This window comes from Leptolyngbya sp. AN02str, assembly GCF_050565595.1.
Taxonomy (GTDB): Bacteria; Cyanobacteriota; Cyanobacteriia; order Elainellales; family Elainellaceae; genus Kaiparowitsia.
The window spans coordinates 1-23,925 of the sequence record NZ_JBNXVR010000012.1; the positions used below are offsets into that span (position 1 = coordinate 1).

Sequence of the window (23,925 nt, forward strand, 5' to 3'; positions counted from 1 at the left end):
CGGTACATCGGCAAGCTCGTGCAAGGTTTTTGAGAGGTTTTACACTTTTTCTTTGCACTTTAGCAGACTTGATCTCGCTTGAAAACTAGGCACTGTAAACCTTTGCTGCTTTTTTCAGCAAACCCTAAGTAAAGACCAAACTAAGGGTTATAAGGTTGACTATAGTTTCCATTCAATTGGTTTCCCCAGCGAGTGGGGACCTATTCGTTGCGTCATGAGCCGTTTGTGGCGTTTGATTTAGTTTCCATTCAATTGGTTTCCCCAGCGAGTGGGGACACGAGAGCCGTATCCAAAACCGCTTGAAATTTCAAGGTTTCCATTCAATTGGTTTCCCCAGCGAGTGGGGACATGGATCTGGCACGGTATGAGATGGCCAAAGAAAGGTTCAGTTTCCATTCAATTGGTTTCCCCAGCGAGTGGGGACGAATTGATTCCCTAAGCACTAAGCCAGAATAAGGAATTAGGGTTTCCATTCAATTGGTTTCCCCAGCGAGTGGGGACTCTCCTCTCTCGTGCTTTAACTAAAACTACTGATGAAACGTTTCCATTCAATTGGTTTCCCCAGCGAGTGGGGACGTATACGATGCTTGGAATGAAGAGGTAGTAAGCCTTTCGTTTCCATTCAATTGGTTTCCCCAGCGAGTGGGGACCCTCTAGAAGTGATTTGATGTTACCCAAACTACTAGAGAGTTTCCATTCAATTGGTTTCCCCAGCGAGTGGGGACTTAAGAAAATGAAATAAGGATAAGATCCCCTGAGTAAAAGTTTCCATTCAATTGGTTTCCCCAGCGAGTGGGGACTTTAGAAGCAACAGGGCAAGATCTGGCTCAACTAGAAGTTTCCATTCAATTGGTTTCCCCAGCGAGTGGGGACTTCAATCAAATTCCACGTCTCAGTTTTATAGTGTTGGGTTTCCATTCAATTGGTTTCCCCAGCGAGTGGGGACAGTAGTAGCACCACCAACCGCAGCATCATAAACTACGGATGTTTCCATTCAATTGGTTTCCCCAGCGAGTGGGGACCTCTCGCCTATAAACTACGGGTGGAGCGGGCCACCTTTAGTTTCCATTCAATTGGTTTCCCCAGCGAGTGGGGACTTTGGCAGAAGTATGATCCCGCGTTCAGCACTAGGAAGTTTCCATTCAATTGGTTTCCCCAGCGAGTGGGGACGATATCAACCCAATAGTAACCCTCAGTATTTGTTCATTATGTTTCCATTCAATTGGTTTCCCCAGCGAGTGGGGACATGCTGAATTTGGCTACGAGTATGAGGGTATTACCTGTTTCCATTCAATTGGTTTCCCCAGCGAGTGGGGACCCCCCATATTACTATAGGGGGCTTAGTGGCGTTAATTGAGTTTCCATTCAATTGGTTTCCCCAGCGAGTGGGGACTAAGATATCAACCCAATAGTAAGTATTTGTTCATTATTGGTTTCCATTCAATTGGTTTCCCCAGCGAGTGGGGACTCCCCCTCATTCAACCCCATATCCTGCAAGGTGTCCAGAGCAGAGTTGCGAGGGGGAGGCAGAACGAAAGAGGATGCGCCTTGAACAGTTGCCTCAAAAGCCGTAAAAGCCTTATGGAGAAAAGCATCGAGGTCTGCAACGTAATCAGTAGGGTTTCGAGCATTTTGCCGATTCCTCGCAGCGCTCAAAATTAGCGATTGAAACTAACACAATCAAACAATCGTAGAACCAGGTGGTTGAAGAACTGGAGAACCACCCCAAACCTCCACCTGGCCCAACGTATGGGCAGACAACGGATAAAACCGAATACTATCCTCCGACTCAACCTGCCGCCGTAAGCGATCGCGTAACTCCTGGTATTTAGCAATTGGCAAGACACATTCAAAGACACTATACTGAACGCGTCTCCCATAGCCTTCCAACAGATTGGCTACTTTTAGACGACGCTTGTTACATGAGATATCGTAAGTGACAAGATAAAGTAACATTAGCGGATCAAATAGGGTTTGTAACCCAAAGCAGGATTAGAAACAAACTGTTTAAACAGCTTTACCTGACGATTCAATAGATCCCAGCGAGGTTGCAGGCCATCCGCTGTTGCCAAAGGTTCCTCCATCCTCTGAAGAAACGCCCGCAAAAACTTTCTGCGCCCTTCCTCATTGAGATAACAGGCTCCTGCGGGATAATCAAAATCCGTATCAACAGAGACGATGGAGCTATTAACCAAATACAACACCAAAGAATCCACCAACGGGGCACGAAACTCTTCCACCAAATCTGAAGCCAGGGCTGCATGGCGCTCCGACCCCTGATGCAGACACGCCTCATAAGGATCTAAGCCCTGAAGCTCAATCAGGCTCAACAAATGGTTCCACAACACCTGATAACCAAAACTGAGCATGGCATTGACCGGATCAAGCGGCGGCTGCCGCGATCGGGTTTGAAATGAAAAGCTTTCACTCGTGAGACATTCACCAAACACCCTAAAATAGCAAGCCGCTGCGGCCCCCTCAAATCCCATCAAACGTTCAATTGCATCAGCCTGCTCAATTTGCCCAACCAGGCTGCTCAACTGTTCAATCACATCCTTAAGCGTAGCTGACTCCACACGGCGATACTGACGCTGCAATAAAACACGTCCATTCTTCACCTTCGCCCGCACAATCGCTTTGGCGACACTCAGACGATCGCCCGTTGATAGGGCTTGCTGTTGCCGTGCTAGGGAACGATACCCTCGCTCAATGGGCAACAATCGCCCATAGCAACGGCCCATACGCGACAGATAAACAATGGGAATATTACGATAGAGACAAGCACGAACCAGTTGAGTTGTAACCTGGGACTGACCAAAAATTAGAATCTGCTCCAGCATAGGCAATTGCGCCTGATCAAGCAGATCTTGCCCTTGCTTGATGAGTACCTGTTCCTGTTTGAGCGAGAGAGCACAACCGGATTGAGAGATGTAGAGGGAGCGCATAGTTACCTGGTTAAAACCTCGCAATGGGAGTACAACCAAAAAACTTGAGAGACAATGCGGTTCTATCAACCAGGTTCCACGCACCAAAATAATTTTCAGCTTCGGTATTCGCTGAACTTTCAGGCTTTAGTACAAATTTTCTTCGGTATTTTTTCCAAAAGGAGAGATACTTTAATTCCTGCTTTACAGAGCAATTGCCCCTACCCAACGCTCCGGTAGAAGTCATTAACAAGACTGACGCATTTGTGTTGTGTGTGGAGTGCTTCGTATCCCACACACAACACAAATATTCCAGGTACGGTGGACTTGCGCAAATCCTGATTAACTATGGAGCGATCGTAAAACGTCCTGATTGAGCAAATTATAAGGATTGGCAAAATCTGTTTGCCCCAATTCACACAGCACCTGACGTGCTTTTCTGAGAATCTCCTCGGTTCCCTCCAGGTTTGAAATTCCCTCAAACTGATGGATGTATCGGTTCCGCTGATCACAGTAAGAACTCAAGGCTTGCAATGGTTCTAGGGCCGTATCCTGGCTATATTCTAAAATCGCCATATACGTGGGTCGGTTTGGAAACCCGTCCAACCGTAACGGAACATCTCTGAACCGATACCCTTGCAAAAATTGGTAGAGATCAGGATGCTCAATCGAAAGAGCAGACCAAAAACCACTGGTCTCCGCAAACGATGCGGGTAAAGATGGGCGCGACGATAACTGCCGATTTACAAAAAACTGCAACGCCTTTTCCTGAAACTGAGATACCCGCACTAAAAAATCTGAAAACTTCTTATTCTTCAGTTCCACAATGGCTTTGAAGTATGCCTCTCGCATGAGAGCGATTGGGTTCCGTTGTAAAAGCGCCTCAAGCTCCTGCTGCCAGCGGCTATCCACACCACTTAAGCAAAGACCGCTTAATGCTGGGCCTGCCGATATCGCTTCCTGCGCTTGTTGAAAATCGAGGGAAAGCCGACAATGCCCGTAATTGAGTAACGCCTCTAACAGTGGAGTCGCCAGCCCCGACATCCGTAGCGTCGTCAATGCTCCACTGTAGTTATAATCCTGCAATTGCTGCCGGATGACCTTTGCATCAAACTCCTGTCGCAAAACCTGTACATTCGTCTGGAACACCCGCATCTGGTGGCTCTGCTGCTCCTTTGGGTTCCGCACCTGCCACACTCGGCTTTTTGGCGCATATCCCGCCGCCTGCAATAAGCTCCAGGAAGATTTCATCACAGGCGTACCCGAAGAGGCATTCAATTCGAGAATGTCTTGAGGGGTGGCCTGGGCGATCGCCATCTCCAACCCCTGCCGCGCCGCCTGGACTGACAGCAGCAGGTTCACAGGGTCATCTGATAGCCCATCGCCTGTGGCGAGAAACAGCACCCGCTCCTGGGGCAAATGAAAAGGGTCATCCATCAGCCACCCCTGAGTCAATTCAGCTCGCTCCTTCGTCGCTGTGGTGTAGAGCAATAGCACCTGCTTGATGGTCTGCCCCTCAGCCACTAGATGACGCATCAAACTCACAATGGAGCCATCCTCATGGGTATGGTCTGAGACGGGATCTTGTTGTCCAACAAAGGAAAGAATCAGGCTAGGCATAGGGAAATCAGGGGTATGAGGCCCACCATCTCGATCTATCACCTTGTAGATGAGAAATATCAGGTGCAGCAATTTCGAGGAGGCAATCGGGTTATGTCACTGTTGTTTCTTGAACTGCACCTGGGCGTGAATCAGGTCTTAGATGCTATTCACTTATAATTTGCCTTGATGTAGCTCTATCTCAACATCTTCATACAGTGCTGCTAAAGTATCTAAGAAATTGACACGATGAAGCTCAAACCTGCTTGTCTCATATAGTTATAGTATTGCAAAACCCACAGCCCCTCAGTATTACGACAAAAACACTCGACTCGCTGATGTCAGGTATTGATCAAAACATACTCCTCTAGGCGTTCTAGGGTTTGATAATCGGCAAACTTATCAATATCAACGCGATCGAACGCTTCGCACATGGTTGCGAAACAGAACCGCAATGTTTAAGGCAAGGGGGACATGAGTATCGCTAGCTCCGACCATTACCTAAACAGCACCGTTAATATGCTCATGCTTGATCAGACTCTCGGCTTCCAGATGAAGATAATCTTCAGGGGTAAGGGGGGACTGAGGTGAAGCAATCATAGCAATGAGGAAATCAGAACGGATTTATTGTAAATCAGGCGTCATGAGGTGAGTTAGAGGTGGGGCAATCGCCTTTACTAATTTCTGGTGAACCTTCACCATCAAACTCGCTTCCCGAAACATAGGAAATGATTGATTGGAAATGAAGTTGAGATAGCTTATTATTCTGAGTTCTAGCTCTATCGCGTTAGAAACTTTCCACTCACCAAAAACATCTATAGCTTCTAGCCCTTTTAGACGATGAAAAAGCTTATTCCGTTTCGGCGCAATCTGATCTGTAAACACCGTTAAATCTTTGCAAGTTTGTTTCCAATGGGGCTTGCCTTTTCTTAGTAAGTCATATAGAGGAAAACCATGAAGCCCTAATTTCTGGCGTTCTTTGAACTCTGATAAAAGATGTTCCTGTTTTTTATTACCTAAGTAATCTGGCAATATTTCCAGGATTGAAAGTTTAACTTGGGGAGAATCATTATTGGGTTCAACATGATCAGGATAAGTTACTTCAGCCCATCTTGAAATCAAGCCTTCAACAGAACGAAAGCTGTGGAAAAAGGCTTCTACTGCATTTCCTTGAGTTAAGCGAACTAATGCTAAATAACCAGCTTCATAAGCAACCCACCAATAGTATTGCGATCGCTCTTTTACTGCTTCAGCCAACTCCTGGTCTGATAACTTCTGCAATTCAAGCACAAACTCATCAAATTTTGCACAGTTCCATAAGATAGCAGCATTTAGTAAGATTTTAGTATCGTCGTCTTGTAGATAAGGTTCAATGATTGCTTGTACACCTGGATAATCAGGACGACCCAATAGAGTTTTAGCTTCCTGCTTACGAATTCCCATCAAGTAAGAAGAGCTAGATAAAATCTCTGTTGATCTGGTACTTTGCTCACTACTAACCAGAAAACGAACGCGATCGCCAAACCGCGCCAAGCTGGAAAACTGCACCGCTGAAGAAATCGCTGGTGTCCCAGCTTGATGGCTCACGTACACCATCTGGGGCTCTGGAGCAAATGTTAGTCCAGCAATTTCCCGTTGAACCAATCCTAAAACAGCATCCCAATCATCCAGACCTTTATCAAAAGGTTGAGGCTTGAGAAGTAGCGGTTTCACCTCAGCCTTTGGAAAATACTGATGAAAATAAGCCTCCAAGATCGGGTAAAGCGCACAGGTATCTTGCCAATAGGGACACCGTTTCGTCTCACGATCGCCTTCAGCAAAGAGGTTCTCCTGATCGCTGACTAAAACAATAATTTGATCAATCGAAACATCCTTGGCATGTAACTCCTTAGTAAAGCTCTGCAACAACGGTAGCGTTAATTTCGGTTTCACCTCATCTGGTAATTGCTCATACGCAAGTCCCAACACCCTGGCAGGCAGTCGATATAGATCTTCATCATCATTGGGTTTCGTTGGCTTAAAAGGCAACCGATGCAGCAGCTTTTTGATGTCTGGATACCAGTCCTTCCAATCCTCATGGCCTCCATTTGTAAGTTGAACATCACTGCTTCCAGTTGTCACCAGCCAAACATTCATGATAATTTTCCCTACCAGAGCCGAATGAATTCCGTTTCTTGATCCAAAAACTTGAGAAAATTCTTTGCTCTCTCCTGCTCCTGCTTATCCTCAAGCCCGTTAGGAAAGATCGTCAGCAGTTCTGCGTACTGAGCGGTTGGTTTCCAGACCGTTTTGCCTTCGCTATTTTGAGTTTTGCGGAAGCGCGGGTACATCCGATGCCATAATCGCCCCACCCGTCCCATCTTCCCAGTCAGTTCAGACTGCTTGATCGAGAACCTGGGATCATGGAACCACTCGATCGCTAGACTATCTTCCTCATCCTCTGCCACCCGTCCCCAAACTTGGACATTGCCTTTGTGCCAAGCTTCCCGAATACCAGGTGTTAGATTTCCCTGGGCATGGATGTTTTCTAACCAGGAAAATTCTTTCCCTTTGTCGTAAAAAACATCCAGAAACTTAGTAATTGCTGTCAAACTCTCATTAAATGGAATGTACAAAGGGTAGGAACGCTTCGTAAATTGCCAATGGCAACCAATCAGCTGCCGCTCGTACTGGGGGAGAAATCGAGGATGATATACCCGTCGCCAGGACTTCCCAAACCCACCCAACAACATGGCAAATCTCATCAGCCGAATGGTAAATTGCTTCAACTCATCCTGTTGTTCCGATGTCAAATCAGACTTCATCAACAGCACATCAAGAATGGCAACTCCAGTTTTATAGATTGGAGCTGTGTTACTTCGCTGAGTGGGCGATCGCCATTCATCTAACTCTAGATTCGGTGCATTGAAAGAGACACCGAGCAACCCAACCGTCGCTTCCTCACCCTTTCCAATTCCACCCCATAGCAGCTTCGTGATCCTATCTGCTGTTCTTTCATCAGTAATGCCGTTAAACAGTCGTCGAGTATGTCCCCGCAAAGCTGCTTTAAAGAGATTAGGACGAAACTCCCCCTGTCCATCAATGAGTTTTGAAGCCTGACCTTCACCTAACAAAGAGAAACTTACCAGCTTATTGCCACTGTGAGTTGCAATCTGCCCATAACCTGCACTGACCCGTGAGCCAATGCCTTGCTCTAATGCAGCCTGCCAAACATCCCAGACCGATTTCCACTGCTCATCTCTTAGAGTTTTTGTACTGGAAATACCAAATACAAAGGTCGGTTGATGCAGGGAGATCTGGATGAATGCGCTGTGAGATCCGTGGTTCTTGGTCTGCCAATCCTCCTGAGGATGCACTATGTCTACCAGGGAGTCATCTAACCATTCGGCGTTATCAGGATAGCCCCCATGAAAGCGCAGTACACCCGGATGGAGTTCACCATCTTTTCCTTTACCTCCACAGAAAAACAGCACCTCATTGGCAGGATAAAGCTGTTTACAAGCTCTTAAAAAAGCACCTTTCATGCTGGAACCAGGGAAATAAGCCCATCCCCGTTCTCCAATCACTGGGCGAATCACGCCTGCATCCTGGCCACTATTGGTGACCATCCGCCAGGTAAATGAATAGGTGCGTGTTTGAATATGTGGCTCAAACTGGGGAACAGTCTTATGATCACAGGCTTGCTGCCACTGTTGTGCCCAATCATAGGCTTGTTGGTCAGCTTTCTGGCTTGGAATTAATCGCTGGATTTGCGATCGCCCTCCCACCTGTGCCTGAAACATCAACGGCACATAGTCATGATCTGGCATGGCGAATTACCTCCCGTTGTTAGGCTTCTTGTAACGTTGCGTCCACCAAACCAAGCTGTCGCAAAGCTCAATGAGAATTGCCAAAGCAATTTTACGCTGCTCAATGTCAAAGGCCCATAGCTTTTCTGACATCGACTGAATAGATCCAGTATCACTAGTCACTTTGTCATTAGGAATCGTAATTCCAGCCTGCTTCATAATTTTGCATAGCGCATCCCAAGTGGCTTTCCAGAAATCTGCTTTGTCTTTGTCTTGCTGTTTCTGCCCCAGACGCAAATGCTCACCCCAAAAGCGTTCTAGTCCATACGCTGTTGTAGCCCGCATTTTATGGCTTTCGCCCAACACATCTTTATCGCGGAACTTCAGTGTCAGTTCTTGGGCAACCCGATCGATTTCGTATAGTTTCCAGGTCATGCTGCTACTCCTTCGCCTTTCAGCGTGATCTGACAATTACCAAACCCGATCGACTCCAACCCGCCTAAATAAACTTCACCACTCTTAACATCGTTCCCAAAAGGCTCCCAGGCATTATTAGGATCTGTATCTCGAATGGCGATCGGGAAAACCATGATGGTTCCTTCGGGCAGTGCTTCTGTGTTGAAAAAACCACCGCCATCCACCCGCTTTTCATCGTCCTTCAGGCGAACTCGACTTTGGCGGTACAAAGCCATATCGTGAATCATGCCAATCTCATCATCTTTAACTACCACCGCAGGTAGTTCTTCATCATTGGGAAACCAGGCCTTTAAATTTGTGGTTTCTTTTAATTCCAAAAAACCAAAATTGAAGAAGAGTTTCTTCTTTCCTTCCACATTGAGTGGTTTGAGGGTTGATGATCCAGTATATACAGCAGGTATTTTGGCCTTCTTTAGTTCATCACCCACAATACGCTGATAGCGCTTTAAAAGCTTGGGACAACTGACCCATACCACGGGCTGCCCTGGGCAGAAGACAGGCAACCATAGGAGAGAAGCGTACTCAAACTTCACTACTGATTCCGTTGTTGCATCCGATTCACCTGTTTGGGCTGGAGCGCCATACCAAATACTCTCATCTCCCTCTGCTTTATTCCGCATCTCCGAGCGAAATCGACCTCGAATCGAACTACCAGGAATAATTCCGGTTTGTGTAAACTGATCTCGGAAGATCAAATTCAAGTTGCCGCTCTCTTCTCCTGCGGTTGCTCCCACATGCAAAGGTGCAAGAGCTTCAATAATGCCGTAGGCTCGTTTGTACACAATTTTTCTCCTTATGCAACGCCATCAATTTCAACAGGAAGACATAATCCACAGCCCAAATGTTTGAGGGGTAAGCCTTCTCTCGGAAACCAGTCTTCTGGAAACTCCCACCAGGTTTTATCCAGAGTGTGTTTGAACACATAGACCGTTCCTGAAGGGACGGCATAACGTCCCCGCCCCAATCGACCTCGCTCAGTCGAACGCTGTCCAATTCGATACCGATAGGGAATGGGTTTATCCGTCAGCATCTTGATTCCTTCTTTGGGGAATTCGGAATGCTTGGGATAGCGATAAGACAGATAATTAGATCCCCAAACTCCAGGCGTAAGCAGAGCGCAGGCTTTTTGAATTTTGGTTGTTAATAACTCATGAATGGTACTGCCTAGAGGAATTTCATGGCAGCAAATTTCTACCATATGGCTTTCTCCTCCGAAGCGATACCAGCCATCGGGTAAGGCATAGGTAGATAGATAAACCAGGCAAAAGCCTTCATCCATCTGCACAGCATTTTCCAGAAATAATCCATCTTTATCCAGCACATGACGCTCATCAGGCTTCATCTGCGGATGCAGGAATGACACATATTCCCATGGCGCACGGCCCATCTCGTTATTCTCTCGAATGTCGGCAGTTTTGGGTCTTTTCCAGGAATCAATACTCTGCCACCGATAGGTTGCTTCTATCTCTTGCTTTTGTGGATCACGCTCCCATTTCCGTTGGGGATTCAACCTCCACTCGTCGTCTTTACTGTCATCAATAATGCGATGGCGTGGCATGGGAACGTAAAAATTGGTGACATCTTCGTGGTTTGCCCAAAAAGGCCCAGACACGAACAGTTCTTGCTTCAGTGTTTCATGGGAAGCAAATTGTTGGCTTTTGTTTTCACTAAAAAAGAGTCCTGCCAGGGTAGCAGCATCGGGCGGAAACTTTGCACCCGATCGCCCGACCAAATTTTCAGGGGACAAGAAGGCTCCAGCACTTCCGTAAAGAAAGCCCAAAGGCGACACAATGACTAGGTATTTGAACATAGCTGCCATCCTACCTGCACTAAATCGTTAATCCATCGCACGACCGCAACCTCACTGTTATCCCCCGCAATAGCCGCCCACTGTCGTTTTTGCCCAATTTCCTGCCCTAAGTCATCAAAATAAAGATCAAGCATGGCCACTGCCAACTCTCGATCAACTGGGTTGTTTTCACTGTCCACTTCACGCAACCGAATTGCATGACGCGCCTTCAGTGTCGCCCAATCACTATAAAGGTGATTCCAATTTGCCTGCTCTCCGGTTTTCCCATCTCGATCACGGTACTTCGTCAAAATATTTATGTAGTCCCAAGGGCAAGTCCACTGGATATACTGACCACTATTAAAAACAACTCGGATGGTGACGCGATCGCGGTTTAAACTTTTGGCTCGTTTCTCTGCTTCTCGACAGTGTTGTAATACATCTCGTTGCGGCACATTATGACCTGCCCAAACAAAACCAACACTGTAAGTAAAGCGGTTCCTATTTTTAAAGTCTAACTCTTCAGCTAAAGCAGCTTGCAATTCTCTCCATTGATCTGACAACTGGATTAACCAATTGCGAATCTCAATGGGTTTTAGCTTTTCTGGTTTTTCTTCAGTTTCAGTATCCTCATTGTATAGAACACCCATGAAGTCATCACCACCTGCATAAATAACTCGTCCCTTCGCCTTAGGAAACAAGCCTTTTTGATCTTCAAACTTCTGTCCCCAATTCCTCACCAATTCACTAAAACGAGTCAGGTCTTGATCGCGCTTTTCTTCGTCGTCAGGGTGGCGATTGGCTAACATTTTTAGCTTTTCACCGACTTTATCTCCATCCCCCATAAACCAACCTGTCCAGTACGTAGGCTCACGATAAATATCTTTGAATTCTGGATCTTCAGCCTTTTTCTTGAGCTTTGCTATTTTTAACCTTTCCTGCTCAGGTCGCTCTGCATCAATCCTGTCATAGGTAATTAATCGCTTCACCAGTTCCGGAATACTTAAGCGTTCATTGACCGCAATATACCTACCAATTCCTTGGGGATTGGATACTTCATAATCCTGCAAGGCTTTCAATGACATTGCTCCCGCTTTTCCCTTGCGGGCTTCCGGATTATCTAAAAGCCACGATAGGCGACGGTAGAAAAGCTCAAGTTCTTCTGCTTCTGCTTGTGTAAGCACTTTCCCTGGACTAGAATGCTTTTCACCTAAACGGTTCCATGCGATCGCATCTGTTCCACTTAAACTTGAACTTTCCCCAGTCCAGTTGATTGCTGTCCAATCTCGTTTCAGTTTACGAGTTTCTAGATCCTCCATTGCGGCCTGTGGGCTATCGCCGCTTCCCCAAAACACTTCCCAGGCGTAACTCCCCCACCGTTCCCACTCTCCTTTTTCCTTACCTACCTGCTCTGGCCTTTGTGACCAGTGATAGTCGGCAGGTACATACAGTTCAACCCACTCACGACATACAGTAAGCAAGTGTTGCCAATGCTTTAGCAACGTGTTTTGAACTCGATCGCGCTCAATAAAGCTACCTTTCACCAAAATTCGATTTGGCATTCCTTTCTGATGGTGAATCAGCGCAGGGGAAATAATTTTAAGCTCAGGTGGTTGATGAAACTCCTCAACAAGCTTCTGACTCAGGTAAGACAGAATGAGCGAGGCTCCGTAAAGGTCACGAAGCTTACGAGACTTTTCAATGAAGCCTTGGACAGGGGCAAAACTGATTGCGGTGTAACAGGTTGATGTTGAAGCTGAGGACATCGGCTTTCCTTCTATATGCCGCCATTACTTCTCACTCTAAAGGGAGTACGCTGAGCGTGTCTCCAAAAAGAAGATAATAGTAGATATCCCAATAAAACAGCCAAGATCACGTCGAGATGGGAAACTTAAGATATCTTTGAGAAAAATCATCAATCGCCTTTTTGCCTTGACGATCCACAACATAATGGTTAAAAGACCTGAACTCCATCCCTACAGCGATCGCCCCTCCTTCGATCGCCTGCTGCTACTAATCGCTACCCTTGTACAGTATCCAGGCGTGGGTAGTGCCAATCCCCTAGAATCATCCGATATTCATCATGTAGCGTTGAAAGAGGTGTGGGAGCGCTTGCAGCAAGTGGCAGAGAATCAGGGAATTGCCTTGGGACTGTACACCTTGGCTACCCTCAAAAAGGATGTGCAGGTGTTGCGACAGTACGGCATCTTGCATCAGCGAATGTATCGCTGGGGCTATTACTTGGGAACGGGGGCCATGCAGGTGGAGGAATTGAGGATTGCACTTCATGCCCTCGCATCCCAGGGTCAATACCAGGGCGATCGCCAAGCCCGTCAGGTGTACGACACCTTGAAGCGGCGGTTGAAGGGATTAGATCCAGATGGAGCGTTGTTCTACCCAGTACGCACCCAGATTGATCGAGCCGTGATGTACACTGACCCGGATGAGATGATGGAGCGGCAGGCAAATCGGCATACTCTCTTCCATGAGTTGACAAGGGTGGAGCAGGCAATTTTATCGGGGCAATGTCTTGAGCTTCATCGCTACCGTGACCCCCATAAAACCCAGGGTACAGGGTCGATGCGGATATATCCCCTGCAACTCATTTTTTCTGAAATTGCTTGGTACTTACTCTATGAACATGCTAATAACGGTCTGATTGAAATTGAGCGATTGGATCGCTTCACCGATCAATGCCATCCGGTTGCTGCCAAAGAACGGGGGCTGACCGTACAGCGCGATCGCCTCAACGTTGCCCATCGGCTACTCAGCAACGGCTGGGGGTTATATTTAGGCACAGCCGAAGCCCAACGGCGGGAGTTAGCAGGTACATTGGCCGCAACAACGGTGTGTGTACGATTCTTTCCCCCAGTAGCAGCCTTTATCCTGGAGGCAGAGCGACGACATCCCCGGCAAAAAGTACAGGTGTTGACCACCGAAGAAGGGCAATGTGTCGATTACCAGATTGACCTACCGGAGCGATCGCTTAACGAGTTCTATCGGTGGATCTGTCGATTTATGCAGTATGCACGCATCCTTGAACCACCAGAACTTGTAGATCGGCATCAGAGTGCAGCGCTCAAACTCCTTCAACAGTATCAATAACACTAAAAACCGTGTGTCGGCTGGCAGACCAATAATGTCAAGGCTTTATCAGAAGCTATGATTAATCTTTTTCAAACGTCAGTTTCGGTTAAGGGCTTTTCTGAAGTTTGCGCGGCGCGCAAACTTCAGAAAAGCCCATTTTTGCGTGCGCGTTGCGCATGCAAAAATGGGCACTTCAGCTTATCCAAAACTCAGGTTTTTCAACAAACTAGCCATGCCGTGCGAGGAGGTCATAGAGGCCATCCTTAATCAAGGCAAATAAATTGCAGGCTCCGTCAGGAATCCCCAAAGATTCCTGGCGAGAGCTGGGCATAAAATATTTTTTACATTCACAGATGAACTCAAAATATTTTGAGGGTTTAATAGGTATTGCCAGGTGATTGGTGTTGACATGTGCCGTTTGCATGAAGCAAGTTCTGGGAACAATTCGAGTTTTAAAGATGCAGTGTGCCCAGAATTGGTGGATACAGTAGCCAGTCTATTAAAGGGAAGCTAGCACAGACAGCTTACTCGTCCAGTCTTCGTCATATATAAAACATAAGACCCGGTAGCCTGCTACAAATTTCAGATTGTCGCGCTGGATTCTATCCTGCTCCTTCTGTTCTGGGGTATCGTGAACTGAGCCATCACAGAAAATAGCAACCTTCTTGTCTCGATAGAGGAAGTCTGGCTTGACATTCACATCTGGGATTAGCTCTTGTGCAGTATCAGGCAACTTGATTCCCTGCTTATAGAGCTCGTCCAGAAACTTCCGCTCAAGTTCTGAGGCTAGATTAGTTTGTGCCCGTAGCTGTTGATAATGTTCCTCGTACGATACTCCCTGTGCAGCGCGATAGATTGTCACTGTGTGGAGATCTTCCAAATAAGCACGGATATAGTGACGGTTGAGTAATGGGTGGTCGAATTGGTTGCGGTAAGACAAGAGACACTCGTAGCAGGCTTGCGTGCAGCTTTCCTTCTCATGATGAAAGTGGCTAATGTCGAGCGCTTCATCAGCTAGTTTCTGGAAGGCTTTCGGGTTTTCGAGAATTTGGGAAAGCACACCCGCTCCTCCTTCTGCGGCCTCCCAGAAAAGTAGGTATCGTCCCTGGCCAAGACGCTCAGAGGCTAGCTCGTCTTCTTCTAAGGTATAAACTGCTTGGATGGCGCGTTCCAAAGCATACTGCAATGTTGTTAGGAATGACTCTGCTGATTCAGGTGGAATGTTTGTCGGTTCGATTAGCAAGACATTACAGGTATCTTTAGACTTCAGAGCAGCTATGATATTTTAGTATTCAGCTGCAAGCGACTGTTTGCTCTTAAGCCTCCAAACAATCCCACTATCAGGCAGCATCCAGGAATCGTAGTAATAACGGGAGTAAGACTCTTCTTGGGATATCATCAGCAGATCCTTAAAGATTCCAAATGAGTAGAAATCTAATTCAAACTTGTCAGGATAATGAATAGAGAAGGTAACGTTTTTCGATAGAAAATGCATCTTAAAAATCCTTAAGTCTGCAATTGGCACAGTATACTTTGCTTGGATAGTCACATGCAATCTGTCAAGACGTTTATACTTCTCACTCAAAGGATAGCAAAATCCTATCTCTTCATTATTCTCATTCTGATTATTACAAAGATGAACTATCTCAGCTTCTGGCTTATTCAAAAAAACTTTGCTTAGCGAACATCCCTGAGGGCATTTTTCACATTTTTTTGAGCTTCCATCAGCTTCACCCAACTTAGAAGAAAATTCCTCGTACCAAGAGATTTTATGGAAATTTAATGCTGGCAACCTGGGTAAAGACTTATCTTCAAAATGTTGTAATTGAATCTCAAAATACTCTAGCTCCGAAATCTCTTTTCTATGAGTACTCCAGAGAATGTTTGGTTGAATACAGCCATTACTACCTCTTCTACAAACATAGCTAACAAAGAGTGAGACTGTCATTGTGAAGCTATCAGAGCATTCATCGTGCACAACTAAAGAAAAGTGAACATCTTCACGATAAGGCTCTTCTATAAGGCGCTGTATATGTCTCTTATAGTACTGAAAGAAACTTCCCTCTCTCGCTATGCCATCGTCTTGAAAATAAGCTCTGAGAGCATTAATTTGAATCTCCATTAGTTCATCTTCGCTTAAGTCATTTAAGAAATCTTGCTTTTTAAATACACTCACGACTCGTTCTTCAAAATAATTTCTCCAGCTCTTCAAATCGAGAATTATTTGAAAGAATCCCATTGTAAACACAGTTGTTCCAACTGTGTTCAAAAAAGATCCAAGCTTTAAGTTACTGAATACCTCTATGGTTTCTAGAAACAAGCCAAAAGCTATAACGAGTAATCCCACAAGGATAGTAAAAGCTCCCCAATATAAAGAGTTTCCTCCGTCTTTCTTAAGGCGATTTTTTCTCGATTTCAATAATTGATTCATCAACCCAACACTCCCTGAAATACTGCGAGATTCTTGTAAAAAATTTCTTGTTGAGCCAGACTCTTTCATTTGCATTTTTTGCCTCTTTCGATTTTACAGTTATTAATTTGCCTCAGATTTAACCTTGCTATATAGATATCACTACCAACCCACAGAGCTCATTCTCCTAGCTCCCAAACCTCCATGAACTCTCTTTAAAAATAAACTTCAAATCAATTTTTACTAGCATGTATTTTTTTGAAGAATCAAAAACTGCAACATATCTCACCTTGATAAACTACACAATACTTTTTAAAATTTTTCTCAGTAAAATTTTCAGGGAATATACTAGCTCATTTCAGCAAAATACTTGTAGACGATAAAGTTCCTATTTGAATAATAGAAAGGAAATATGTGGAGATTGTGAGGATGATATCCTGGAAAAAAAATGTAGATTTTCAAAGCTATCCCTTCTTTGCTACTGTATAGAAACCATTTGGGGTCTATGAACTTGTTAACCGCTTGAGCATTAATCGGAAAAAGCACAGGTCGAGCTTGGCTGTGGCATGGTCAAGTGTTCGCTCAAAGTTCTTGGCTAAACTCTTGCACCGCCCCATCCAGGCATTCGACCGTTCCACTACCCATCGAATTCTCTGGGAACAAACACAGTTTTTCCCTATGACGCCTTTTGCTTCTTGATCGGCTTCGGAGTAACTCTACCTGCGAACTTTCGTCATAATCCGCAGGTAGAGTTGCTGCAAGGCAGCAATGAGCTTGTCGGGAAATAGCCGTGGTTCAACAGAATCGTGACTTTCGGGACGTTGATGGGGTTAACACGAAAGTAATCCAGATTGCGGCTCAACGGTTCAATCAAGCCTTGATCATCTGAAACATTGGCTTTGGTGTGATGGGTGAAGAACGGAAATCCCAAATTATCAATGGCAAGGTGACGTTTTAATGCCATTAGTGCACTTGTAGTGACAAAATCCTTTGGAGTCAATACTGGCGTTACAAGTGTTTTTGGACCGCTTGTGAATCAATGACGAGCAGACGCGCCCATTTCGTTTTTTTTACTTTTGCTTGCACTTGTCCATGTAACGTTGTCAAGATGCGGTCGATGACACCCTCCGAGCGCCATTGTTTGTAGTGCCAGAAGACCGTAGAGTAGGAGAGCAAGTCTTTCGGCAAGTCACACCAATTGCAGCCGTTTTTGAGTTGATAGAAAATGCTGTCCAGGATTTGTCGTTTGCTCCAGCGAGGGGGGCGAGTTTGCTTCTTCTAGGGCAACAAGGATTTGATGAGTTCCCACTCTTTGTCAGTTAAGCTGCTGGAGTATGGCATTTATTTCCTATCCTAGCTCGCCATTGAAGATCCCAAATGGGTTCTATAGAGGCCATCCTTAATCAAGGTAAATAAAATGCAGACTCCGCTAGGAATCCCCAAAGATTCTTGGCGAGAGCCGGGCAAAAAATATTTTTCACACTCTCAGATAACCTCAAAATATTTTTGAGGGTTTGATGGCTGATCAGTGTTGAAGTAGCCAGTTAACGCTGACTGAGTTCTGGGCACAATTTGGCTACTAAAGATGCAGTGTTCCCAGAACTGGTGGATGGGTCGCTTTATTTTGAAGACAGCCGATTCCCTCTACCATGCGTATTACTTGAGCCAGTGACGCTGATCGCGCGATCGCCAGAAAGAGCTGACCAAAACCTACAACCGCTTCCATGATTCCAATGAAGCAGCAGACGATATTCAGAAATTGCGAGAGTGTATGTGAGATAGACGAGAGTTAGCGAATGTCTACAATTGGCAAGACCTCGATTCAGGGCGCAATTTCCACACCACTAAACAAGGCATCCGCTTCACCATCAGCGGAACGGCAACACGCGAAGGACTCGATGTGCTCCGCACCACTTCATTAATGGTTGCTGGAGTTGAGCCATCAGCGGTATGCCGAAGAGGTTGCCCAAGGTTTGCACATAAGAAGAAGGCAAAAGGCAAGGGAAAAAGGCAGCAAGTAAAGCTAAACCTTTTAAAGCAGACTCAGAGGAACCAATGCAGGGTAACTTATTTTAATGAGCAACCACTTTCCAATCTTTGAGGTTCCAGTAGATGCTGCTGAAGCAGAAGAAGCGATGGGTACCAAATTCAAATTTTGGTTCCAGCATCCAGAATTTGGGAATTGCCTCTTTAAGCAAGCTCGCCCCAATACGGGCGAAGACTGGGCAGAAAAAATTGCGGCTGAACTGGCTCAATTACTAGAATTGCCTCATGCGACCTATGAACTGGCGGTATGGCAGGAGGAGCCTGGGATCATTTCACCGAATTTTTTGCCCGAAAATACTGCACTGATCCATGGCAACGATATTCTGGCTGGCTTGGCATCGAGCTACCCCAGAAATCAAGGATACCGTCTTTCCCAACATACCGTCTCCATCGTCCTGGAAGCCCTCAAAAGACCGGGCTTGCAACTCCCACTCAACTGGACCCCACCCCCCGGTATTACTGAAGCCATCTCCGCTTTTGTAGGCTACCTGCTCCTTGATGCCTGGATTGGTAATGGCGATCGCCATCACGAAAACTGGGGCTTTGTTGTTCAGTTACCTCAGGGAGTCCCCCATCTCGCTCCCACCTATGATCATGCTTCTTGCTTGGGACGGGAATTACTGGATACTAAACGACAGGAGAAACTACAGCAGCAAACCGTTAAACAGTATGCTGAAAAATCCAGATCCGCCTTTTACCGGCAGGAAAGCGATAGACGACCAATGTTGACGTTTGGTGTCTTTGCAGCGATCGCCCATCAATACCCCCGATCAGCCAAGGTATGGCTCAATCAATTAGCCAATATCTCACTACAAGAGGTGAAAGACCTCCTTCAGCAAATCCCAAGCAGTCGAATCTCGCCAGTTGCTCTAGAATTCGGGTACCAGATGCTCGAAATTAATAGAAGCAGGCTATTGCGTTTACAAGAGGACTTGACTTGAAAACCCTATTTCTAGCGTGGCAAGACCCAACCTCCCGAACCTGGTTTCCAGTCGGGAAGCTCACTCATGAGGGAGGTCTATATCAGTTCAGCTATCTTCAGGGAGCCCTCGAAGCTAGGGAAAAGTCGAACTTTCAGCCTCTCTGGGCATTTCCTGAGTTCTATCACACCTACAGTTCTGTCGAACTTTTTCCTCTTTTTGCGAATCGCCTTCTCCGTCCGTCCCGTCCCGACTATCAAGATTTTGTGCAGTGGCTTAACATTCCTGAGCAACAAGACGATCCAATCGCCCTGTTAGCTAGAAGCGGCGGTCGGCGCAAGACCGATAGCTTTGAGGTTTTTCCCTGCCCAGAGCGAGACGAGCAAGGGAATTATCACATCCATTTCTTTGCCCACGGATTGCGCTACTTCCCCGAAGCCATTCAGCAGTATGTTCAGTTTCTTCAGCCCGGCACCCCATTACTCGTAACCCATGACCTTCAAAATCGGTTCGATTCTCGTGCTTTAGTCCTCAGAACAGAAGACTTGCACTTCGTTGGCTACTGCCCTCGCTATCTCACCCAAGATTTCTTTGAACTCATCTGCCAGTTTCCTCAACAGGTGAACGTGACTGTAGAGCGTGTCAATCCTCCTCCCACCCCAATCCAATTCCGTTTGCTCTGTAGCTTGACCGCTGCCTGGTCAGAAGGTTTTCAGCCTTTCTCCAGCCCCATCTATCAACCATTAACCAAAGATGAGTTTGGTGCGATCGCGTAAAAAACAAGTTGGCCGTGATTTCACCCCACCCAATAAGGCCCTGCAGCACCATCCACAAAACCGCCCACGAAAAGGGGCGTTCGCTTGCTAAAGGGGCTTATTTTAAGTTAGGCACAAGCTCAGCGGAGATTGACCCAACGCAAAGCTCTACTAACCTTCAAATGCTCCTAAAAAATTGAGGCAATCCCTCTCAGAAAACAACATTAATGATAGGCATTCACGTGTTAATCAACTCTAACGCCTCTAGCGCAGCCCAGCCTAGTGAGGCAGAACCCCTACAAGGAGAACTGTTCTAAGCTAGTAACAAGCACAGCGGAGATTTGACCTATGCAAAGCATTGCTAACCTGGAACAAGCCATTCTCGAAAACCTGCGCCAACTTCCTCCCGACAAACAACAGGAAGTTCTAGACTTTGCTGAATTTCTCCGAGAAAAAATAGTTCCAAAACAACCTCGTCGTAGCCTTAAAGGACTTTGGGCAGATCAAAATATCCAGATTACAGAAGAGGTCATTGCTGAAGCCCGTCATGAGATGTGGGGCAATTTCCCGAGGGAGTTTTCTGAATAATGGCTGTTGTTGCCGATACTCACACTCTAATCTGGTACTTACGCGGCTCCAGTAGGCTCTCTGAAACTGCGATCGCTACTCTCGACCAAACGGTTCAAGCAGGCAGTACCATTTATCTCGCCTCCATTTCTTTGATCGAAATCACTTATCTAGTGGAGAGAAACCGAATTCCTGAATCAGCTTTCGAGCAACTCATTCAGGCACTCACTGATTCAAATACCAGTTTTGCCATTGTTGCGTTAGATCTGGCGATTGCTCAAATCATCCCGCAAATCGATCGCGCCACCGTTCCCGAAATGCCCGACCGCATCATCGCCGCAACTGCCCTACACCTGAACTTACCACTCATTACCCGCGACCATCGAATCCAGGCGTTGCAAAATGTCCAAACCATTTGGTAAGCGTTCACTTGTTAATCAATTCTGTGGAAGTTGACAATATGACATTGGATCAAGAACAACGAGCAATTCTTGAAAAATTTATTATCAACAACCCAGACCTGGAAGCCCTGGAAGCCAAAATATCTCAATTCAATATTTTTGAAGCTGTTGGCATGGTTCGACGCTAACTGGCTTCCCACCATTCGCAAAATTCAGACGATTGATGAGATCTGGATCGCCATTCCCAAGCTGCCGGATGATGTTGCCGAGCGGCTGCTCAAATTGACAGAGGGTGAATTTGTCACGCCCCCCGCTGTGATTGCGACCAATCAACCCATCACCGCAAGCCAGGATACCAAGCGTCGATTCTTTGTCCTCGAGAGCAACGATGACCTCATCAAGATGCTGGAGGCTCCTCTGGCAACCTGGGTGGCGTTTCTCCATCCCTCTCAACAAAAGCTGGCCACCGGCAGCTTTAAAGGACCCGTTAAAATCTCAGGCTCGGCTGGCACCGGCAAAACGGTCGTAGCCATGCATCGGGCTCGGCATCTCGCTCGTCAGGGTAAACGCGTCTTTCTAACGAGCTATGTTTCTACGCTCTGCGAGAACATCGAGCGAAATCTCAAGCTGCTTTGCACACCGGAAGAGCGATCGCTCATCACGGTTGCGACGGTGCATAGCCAGGGATTAGCCCTCGCCAAAACTACCCACCCTGAACTCTATCCCATTACCAATGATGAGGTTTGGCAGCTCATTGATGAATATCACAATCCTGATGTGTGTCCTTTAAAGCCAGAACTTCTCAAAACCGAGTGGGAGGTGGTTATTCAAGATCAAGGAATCACTTCCTGGGATAGCTACCGCAACGCAAATCGCATCGGCAGAGGCTTCTCGCTCACCGTCAAGGAGCGCAAACAAGTTTGGCAAATCTTCGAACAAGTGTTTGCAACCCTTCACGACAAAGGCTGTATGGATTATCCTTCCATTTGTCGGCAGGCCCGAGAGCTGGTGGCGACAGACACCATCCGTAGCCCTTTTGATGCCGTCATCGTCGATGAACTGCAGGATCTGCGTCCACAGGAAATCATGCTCCTATCCGCCCTGGCAGGCAATGGAGCAGACTCCCTAACTCTGTTTGGCGATGGAGGCCAGCGCATCTATAGCACCCCCTTTAGCTTAAAAGCATTAGGGATTGACGTGCGGGGGCGATCGCACATCCTCCGCATCAACTACCGCACAACCGAACAAATTCGACAGTTTGCTGACGCCATGTTGGGTCCTGAGCGCGACGACCTAGATGGTGGGCAAGAGAACCGACGGGGAACTATTAGCCTTCTAAGCGGTCCCCATCCGGTCATGAAGGGCTTTAATAGCCCAAAAGAGCAGCAGGAGTTCTTGCTTCAGCAGATCCAGCAGCTTATCCAGGAAGGCCTCGCACCAGATGAAATTGCAATTTTTGCTCGAACCAATAAGTCCGTTTCAGATCTGGAGGACACCTTCAAGCAAGCAGGATTAACGTGCCACAATCTGCGCAAGGGCGTCGCTCGTAATGCAGCCGTGAATCTCGGAACTATGCACCGGGCAAAGGGGTTGGAATTCAAGGCAGTGTTTGTCGTGAACGTATCGGATGATCAGATGCCATTGAAGTACATTCTTAATCAAACATCCGATGCTCAATTCCACAAGGATATCTATGCAAGAGAAAGGCAACTCCTCTATGTCAGCTTGACACGGGCTAGAGATGAACTGTTCATCACATGGGAAGGCACCATCAGTCGATTTTTGAGCCAATCAGGGGAAAATTAAAAAGTGACCAGCAACTTGACGCTCCCAGTGATTCACGAATTCCTTGACAGAAGCGACATTGAAAATTGCAACCTATAATCTTCGACTTGGCGGAAAAGCAGGGCAACGTGTCCACTGAAAGCAGCTGTTTGAGGTTGCTAGTCCCGACATTTTCCTGGTGCAAGAAACCTGTTGCCCCGAGCAGTACGTCACGAGCCAATTTTGGCAAACCTACCAGCATCAGGTTCACTGGACTAACGTTGGGAATAATACCTGGGGCAGTGCCGTCTTCGTACGCTCAGGTTCGGTTAGGGCGATCGCGGTGCCTGAGTTTGAGGGTGCAGTGGTTGGAGTCGAAGTAGAGGCTTTTGGGTGGCTACCGATTCAACAGAGGAAGCTGCGCATCTTTAGTATCCATGCTCCTGCCCCCTACAAACCTTCTGTCAATCGCATCCTCGATTGGATTGCGACACTGCCAGACGACGCGGATCTAGTAGTTGGCGGAGATTTCAACTTAACCGTTGGTGTGCGCCATCCCAAAGAGTCGCGCAACGACAATGACCTGTGGCTGCTCGAGCGCTTACGCAAAGAGTTTGGCTTGATGAGCTGCTGGCAAGCTGCTAACCCCAATCGGGATCTGCCTCAAACGTTGCGCTGGAGTCAAGACAAAACAGTGCCTTATCACTGTGATGGCATCTTTGTCCCAACTGCCTGGTATCGCTATCTCGACAAGTGTGAGATATTCGCCTCACCCGCCTGGGAGGACTTAAGTGACCATAACCCAGTGGTTGCCACGTTTTCTGGAGGGTTAGGCCTGGCAACGTCAGCGAATACCCCATCCGGTAATTGAATGGTTGAATCTAGCCGTTAGGCCAAATCGTCTTGGCTTAAAGCGAGGGAGGAAACCCCTCTACAGTATTTAACCGAATCAGGACTTACGCAGGCGCGCTATATGTAGGGTCTAGCCAAGATAGAGAATCAGCCGTACATTAAGTTCAGTGCTGAGCGCGATCGCCGTTGTATGAGCTTTAGCAAACTGGACTATTGCCAATACTTACTCAGTAGTCAGACCAACTTTACGCTGACTCACCTAGCAGAGCACCTACAAGCGTTCAGTCATGACACCGTGAATCGCTATTTGAGTGGGGAAAAGCTGACCCCCCGCTTGTTGTGCTATCCATTACGCAAAAGTCGTTGGAACGCTTGTAGGGCTTAAGCTCTAGCAGTAAGTTGCGAGCCTTCAAGATACGACACACAGACATCATGGCTAACGCCACAACGAAGTCTTTGTGAGGCAAAAGCGATCGCCCCCCAATCGCATAGGTGAAGAATCCTGGCTGACTAGATATGCTCTAGAAGGTCTCCATCCTTGTTTCA

At 46.7% G+C, this 23,925-nt stretch carries 20 protein-coding genes, 1 pseudogene and 1 CRISPR repeat array; of the genes and pseudogenes, 8 read left to right on the top strand and 13 right to left on the bottom strand.

The genetic code is table 11. The features are described from left to right. The first annotated feature begins 164 nt into the window (after window positions 1-164). A CRISPR array of direct repeats spans window positions 165-1,468; the repeat unit is 36 nt; unit sequence GTTTCCATTCAATTGGTTTCCCCAGCGAGTGGGGAC. A gap of 212 nt (window positions 1,469-1,680) precedes the next feature. The 9 genes from cas2 to ACQ4M4_RS11105 all read right to left on the bottom strand — a co-directional run bounded on the left by cas2 (window position 1,681) and on the right by ACQ4M4_RS11105 (window position 12,343). Continuing rightward, window positions 1,681-1,956, bottom strand: a complete 276-nt coding sequence (gene cas2, locus ACQ4M4_RS11065) for a CRISPR-associated endonuclease Cas2 (RefSeq protein WP_430684566.1) — start codon at window positions 1,954-1,956, stop codon at window positions 1,681-1,683. Continuing rightward, on the bottom strand, window positions 1,956-2,945 hold the full coding sequence (gene cas1 / locus ACQ4M4_RS11070; protein WP_430684567.1) for a CRISPR-associated endonuclease Cas1: 990 nt from the start codon (window positions 2,943-2,945) through the stop codon (window positions 1,956-1,958). Before cas1 ends, cas2 begins: the two co-directional genes overlap by 1 nt. A gap of 321 nt (window positions 2,946-3,266) precedes the next feature. Continuing rightward, the gene (locus ACQ4M4_RS11075; RefSeq protein ID WP_430684568.1) at window positions 3,267-4,544 is read right to left on the bottom strand and encodes a hypothetical protein; all 1,278 of its coding nucleotides are present in this window, start codon (window positions 4,542-4,544) and stop codon (window positions 3,267-3,269) included. A 603-nt stretch (window positions 4,545-5,147) separates the two neighbouring features. Beyond that, window positions 5,148-6,659 (bottom strand): hypothetical protein, encoded by a 1,512-nt coding sequence (locus tag ACQ4M4_RS11080; RefSeq protein ID WP_430684569.1) that lies wholly within the window; start codon window positions 6,657-6,659, stop codon window positions 5,148-5,150. Window positions 6,660-6,670: 11 nt separating this feature from the next. Further along, the gene (locus ACQ4M4_RS11085; RefSeq protein ID WP_430684570.1) at window positions 6,671-8,332 is read right to left on the bottom strand and encodes a hypothetical protein; all 1,662 of its coding nucleotides are present in this window, start codon (window positions 8,330-8,332) and stop codon (window positions 6,671-6,673) included. Between the two features lie 6 nt (window positions 8,333-8,338). Next, window positions 8,339-8,746, bottom strand: coding sequence for a hypothetical protein (locus tag ACQ4M4_RS11090; RefSeq protein ID WP_430684571.1), 408 nt, complete (start codon window positions 8,744-8,746; stop codon window positions 8,339-8,341). Then, entirely contained in the window at window positions 8,743-9,570 is an 828-nt protein-coding gene (cmr4, locus tag ACQ4M4_RS11095; protein ID WP_430684572.1) for a type III-B CRISPR module RAMP protein Cmr4, read from the bottom strand. Before cmr4 ends, ACQ4M4_RS11090 begins: the two co-directional genes overlap by 4 nt. Before the next feature lie 11 nt (window positions 9,571-9,581). Next, complete coding sequence (locus tag ACQ4M4_RS11100; RefSeq protein ID WP_430684573.1) at window positions 9,582-10,598, bottom strand: type III-B CRISPR module-associated Cmr3 family protein; 1,017 nt, start codon at window positions 10,596-10,598, stop codon at window positions 9,582-9,584. Next, on the bottom strand, window positions 10,583-12,343 hold the full coding sequence (locus ACQ4M4_RS11105) for a Cas10/Cmr2 second palm domain-containing protein (protein WP_430684574.1): 1,761 nt from the start codon (window positions 12,341-12,343) through the stop codon (window positions 10,583-10,585). The genes ACQ4M4_RS11100 and ACQ4M4_RS11105 overlap by 16 nt, the downstream gene beginning before the upstream one ends. A gap of 184 nt (window positions 12,344-12,527) precedes the next feature. Here ACQ4M4_RS11105 and ACQ4M4_RS11110 point away from each other — a divergent pair, with 184 nt between their 5' ends. Next, window positions 12,528-13,682, top strand: a complete 1,155-nt coding sequence (locus ACQ4M4_RS11110) for a helix-turn-helix transcriptional regulator (protein WP_430684576.1) — start codon at window positions 12,528-12,530, stop codon at window positions 13,680-13,682. Window positions 13,683-14,163: 481 nt separating this feature from the next. Here the strand turns inward: ACQ4M4_RS11110 and ACQ4M4_RS11115 are convergent, their stop codons facing one another. The 4 genes and pseudogenes from ACQ4M4_RS11115 to ACQ4M4_RS11130 all read right to left on the bottom strand — a co-directional run. After that, window positions 14,164-14,838, bottom strand: a complete 675-nt coding sequence (locus ACQ4M4_RS11115; protein ID WP_430684577.1) for a Zn-binding domain-containing protein — start codon at window positions 14,836-14,838, stop codon at window positions 14,164-14,166. A 111-nt stretch (window positions 14,839-14,949) separates the two neighbouring features. Beyond that, window positions 14,950-16,164 carry a hypothetical protein gene (locus tag ACQ4M4_RS11120; protein WP_430684578.1) on the bottom strand — a complete coding sequence of 405 codons (1,215 nt, stop codon included), beginning with the start codon at window positions 16,162-16,164 and terminating at the stop codon, window positions 14,950-14,952. A 643-nt stretch (window positions 16,165-16,807) separates the two neighbouring features. Further along, window positions 16,808-17,038, bottom strand: coding sequence for a hypothetical protein (locus ACQ4M4_RS11125; protein WP_430684579.1), 231 nt, complete (start codon window positions 17,036-17,038; stop codon window positions 16,808-16,810). A 44-nt stretch (window positions 17,039-17,082) separates the two neighbouring features. Next, window positions 17,083-17,331 (bottom strand): annotated as a pseudogene (locus ACQ4M4_RS11130) (transposase); the annotation flags it as partial. 818 nt (window positions 17,332-18,149) lie between these two features. Between ACQ4M4_RS11130 and ACQ4M4_RS11135 the strand changes: the two are divergent. The 7 genes from ACQ4M4_RS11135 (at window position 18,150) to ACQ4M4_RS11165 (ending at window position 23,398) form a co-directional block, all read left to right on the top strand. Further along, entirely contained in the window at window positions 18,150-19,061 is a 912-nt protein-coding gene (locus tag ACQ4M4_RS11135) for a HipA-like protein (RefSeq protein ID WP_430684580.1), read from the top strand. Further along, the gene (locus ACQ4M4_RS11140; RefSeq protein WP_430684581.1) at window positions 19,058-19,816 is read left to right on the top strand and encodes an HIRAN domain-containing protein; all 759 of its coding nucleotides are present in this window, start codon (window positions 19,058-19,060) and stop codon (window positions 19,814-19,816) included. Before ACQ4M4_RS11135 ends, ACQ4M4_RS11140 begins: the two co-directional genes overlap by 4 nt. Window positions 19,817-20,143: 327 nt before the next feature. After that, window positions 20,144-20,383 carry a DUF2281 domain-containing protein gene (locus ACQ4M4_RS11145; RefSeq protein ID WP_430684582.1) on the top strand — a complete coding sequence of 80 codons (240 nt, stop codon included), beginning with the start codon at window positions 20,144-20,146 and terminating at the stop codon, window positions 20,381-20,383. After that, window positions 20,383-20,784: a type II toxin-antitoxin system VapC family toxin gene (locus ACQ4M4_RS11150; RefSeq protein WP_430684583.1), complete on the top strand. Its 402-nt coding sequence runs from the start codon at window positions 20,383-20,385 to the stop codon at window positions 20,782-20,784. The genes ACQ4M4_RS11145 and ACQ4M4_RS11150 overlap by 1 nt, the downstream gene beginning before the upstream one ends. Window positions 20,785-20,822: 38 nt before the next feature. Continuing rightward, the gene (locus ACQ4M4_RS11155; protein ID WP_430684584.1) at window positions 20,823-20,951 is read left to right on the top strand and encodes a hypothetical protein; all 129 of its coding nucleotides are present in this window, start codon (window positions 20,823-20,825) and stop codon (window positions 20,949-20,951) included. Beyond that, window positions 20,932-22,569, top strand: a complete 1,638-nt coding sequence (locus ACQ4M4_RS11160) for a 3'-5' exonuclease (protein ID WP_430684585.1) — start codon at window positions 20,932-20,934, stop codon at window positions 22,567-22,569. Before ACQ4M4_RS11155 ends, ACQ4M4_RS11160 begins: the two co-directional genes overlap by 20 nt. A 157-nt stretch (window positions 22,570-22,726) precedes the next feature. After that, the gene (locus ACQ4M4_RS11165; RefSeq protein WP_430684586.1) at window positions 22,727-23,398 is read left to right on the top strand and encodes a hypothetical protein; all 672 of its coding nucleotides are present in this window, start codon (window positions 22,727-22,729) and stop codon (window positions 23,396-23,398) included. Window positions 23,399-23,925: the final 527 nt, after the last annotated feature.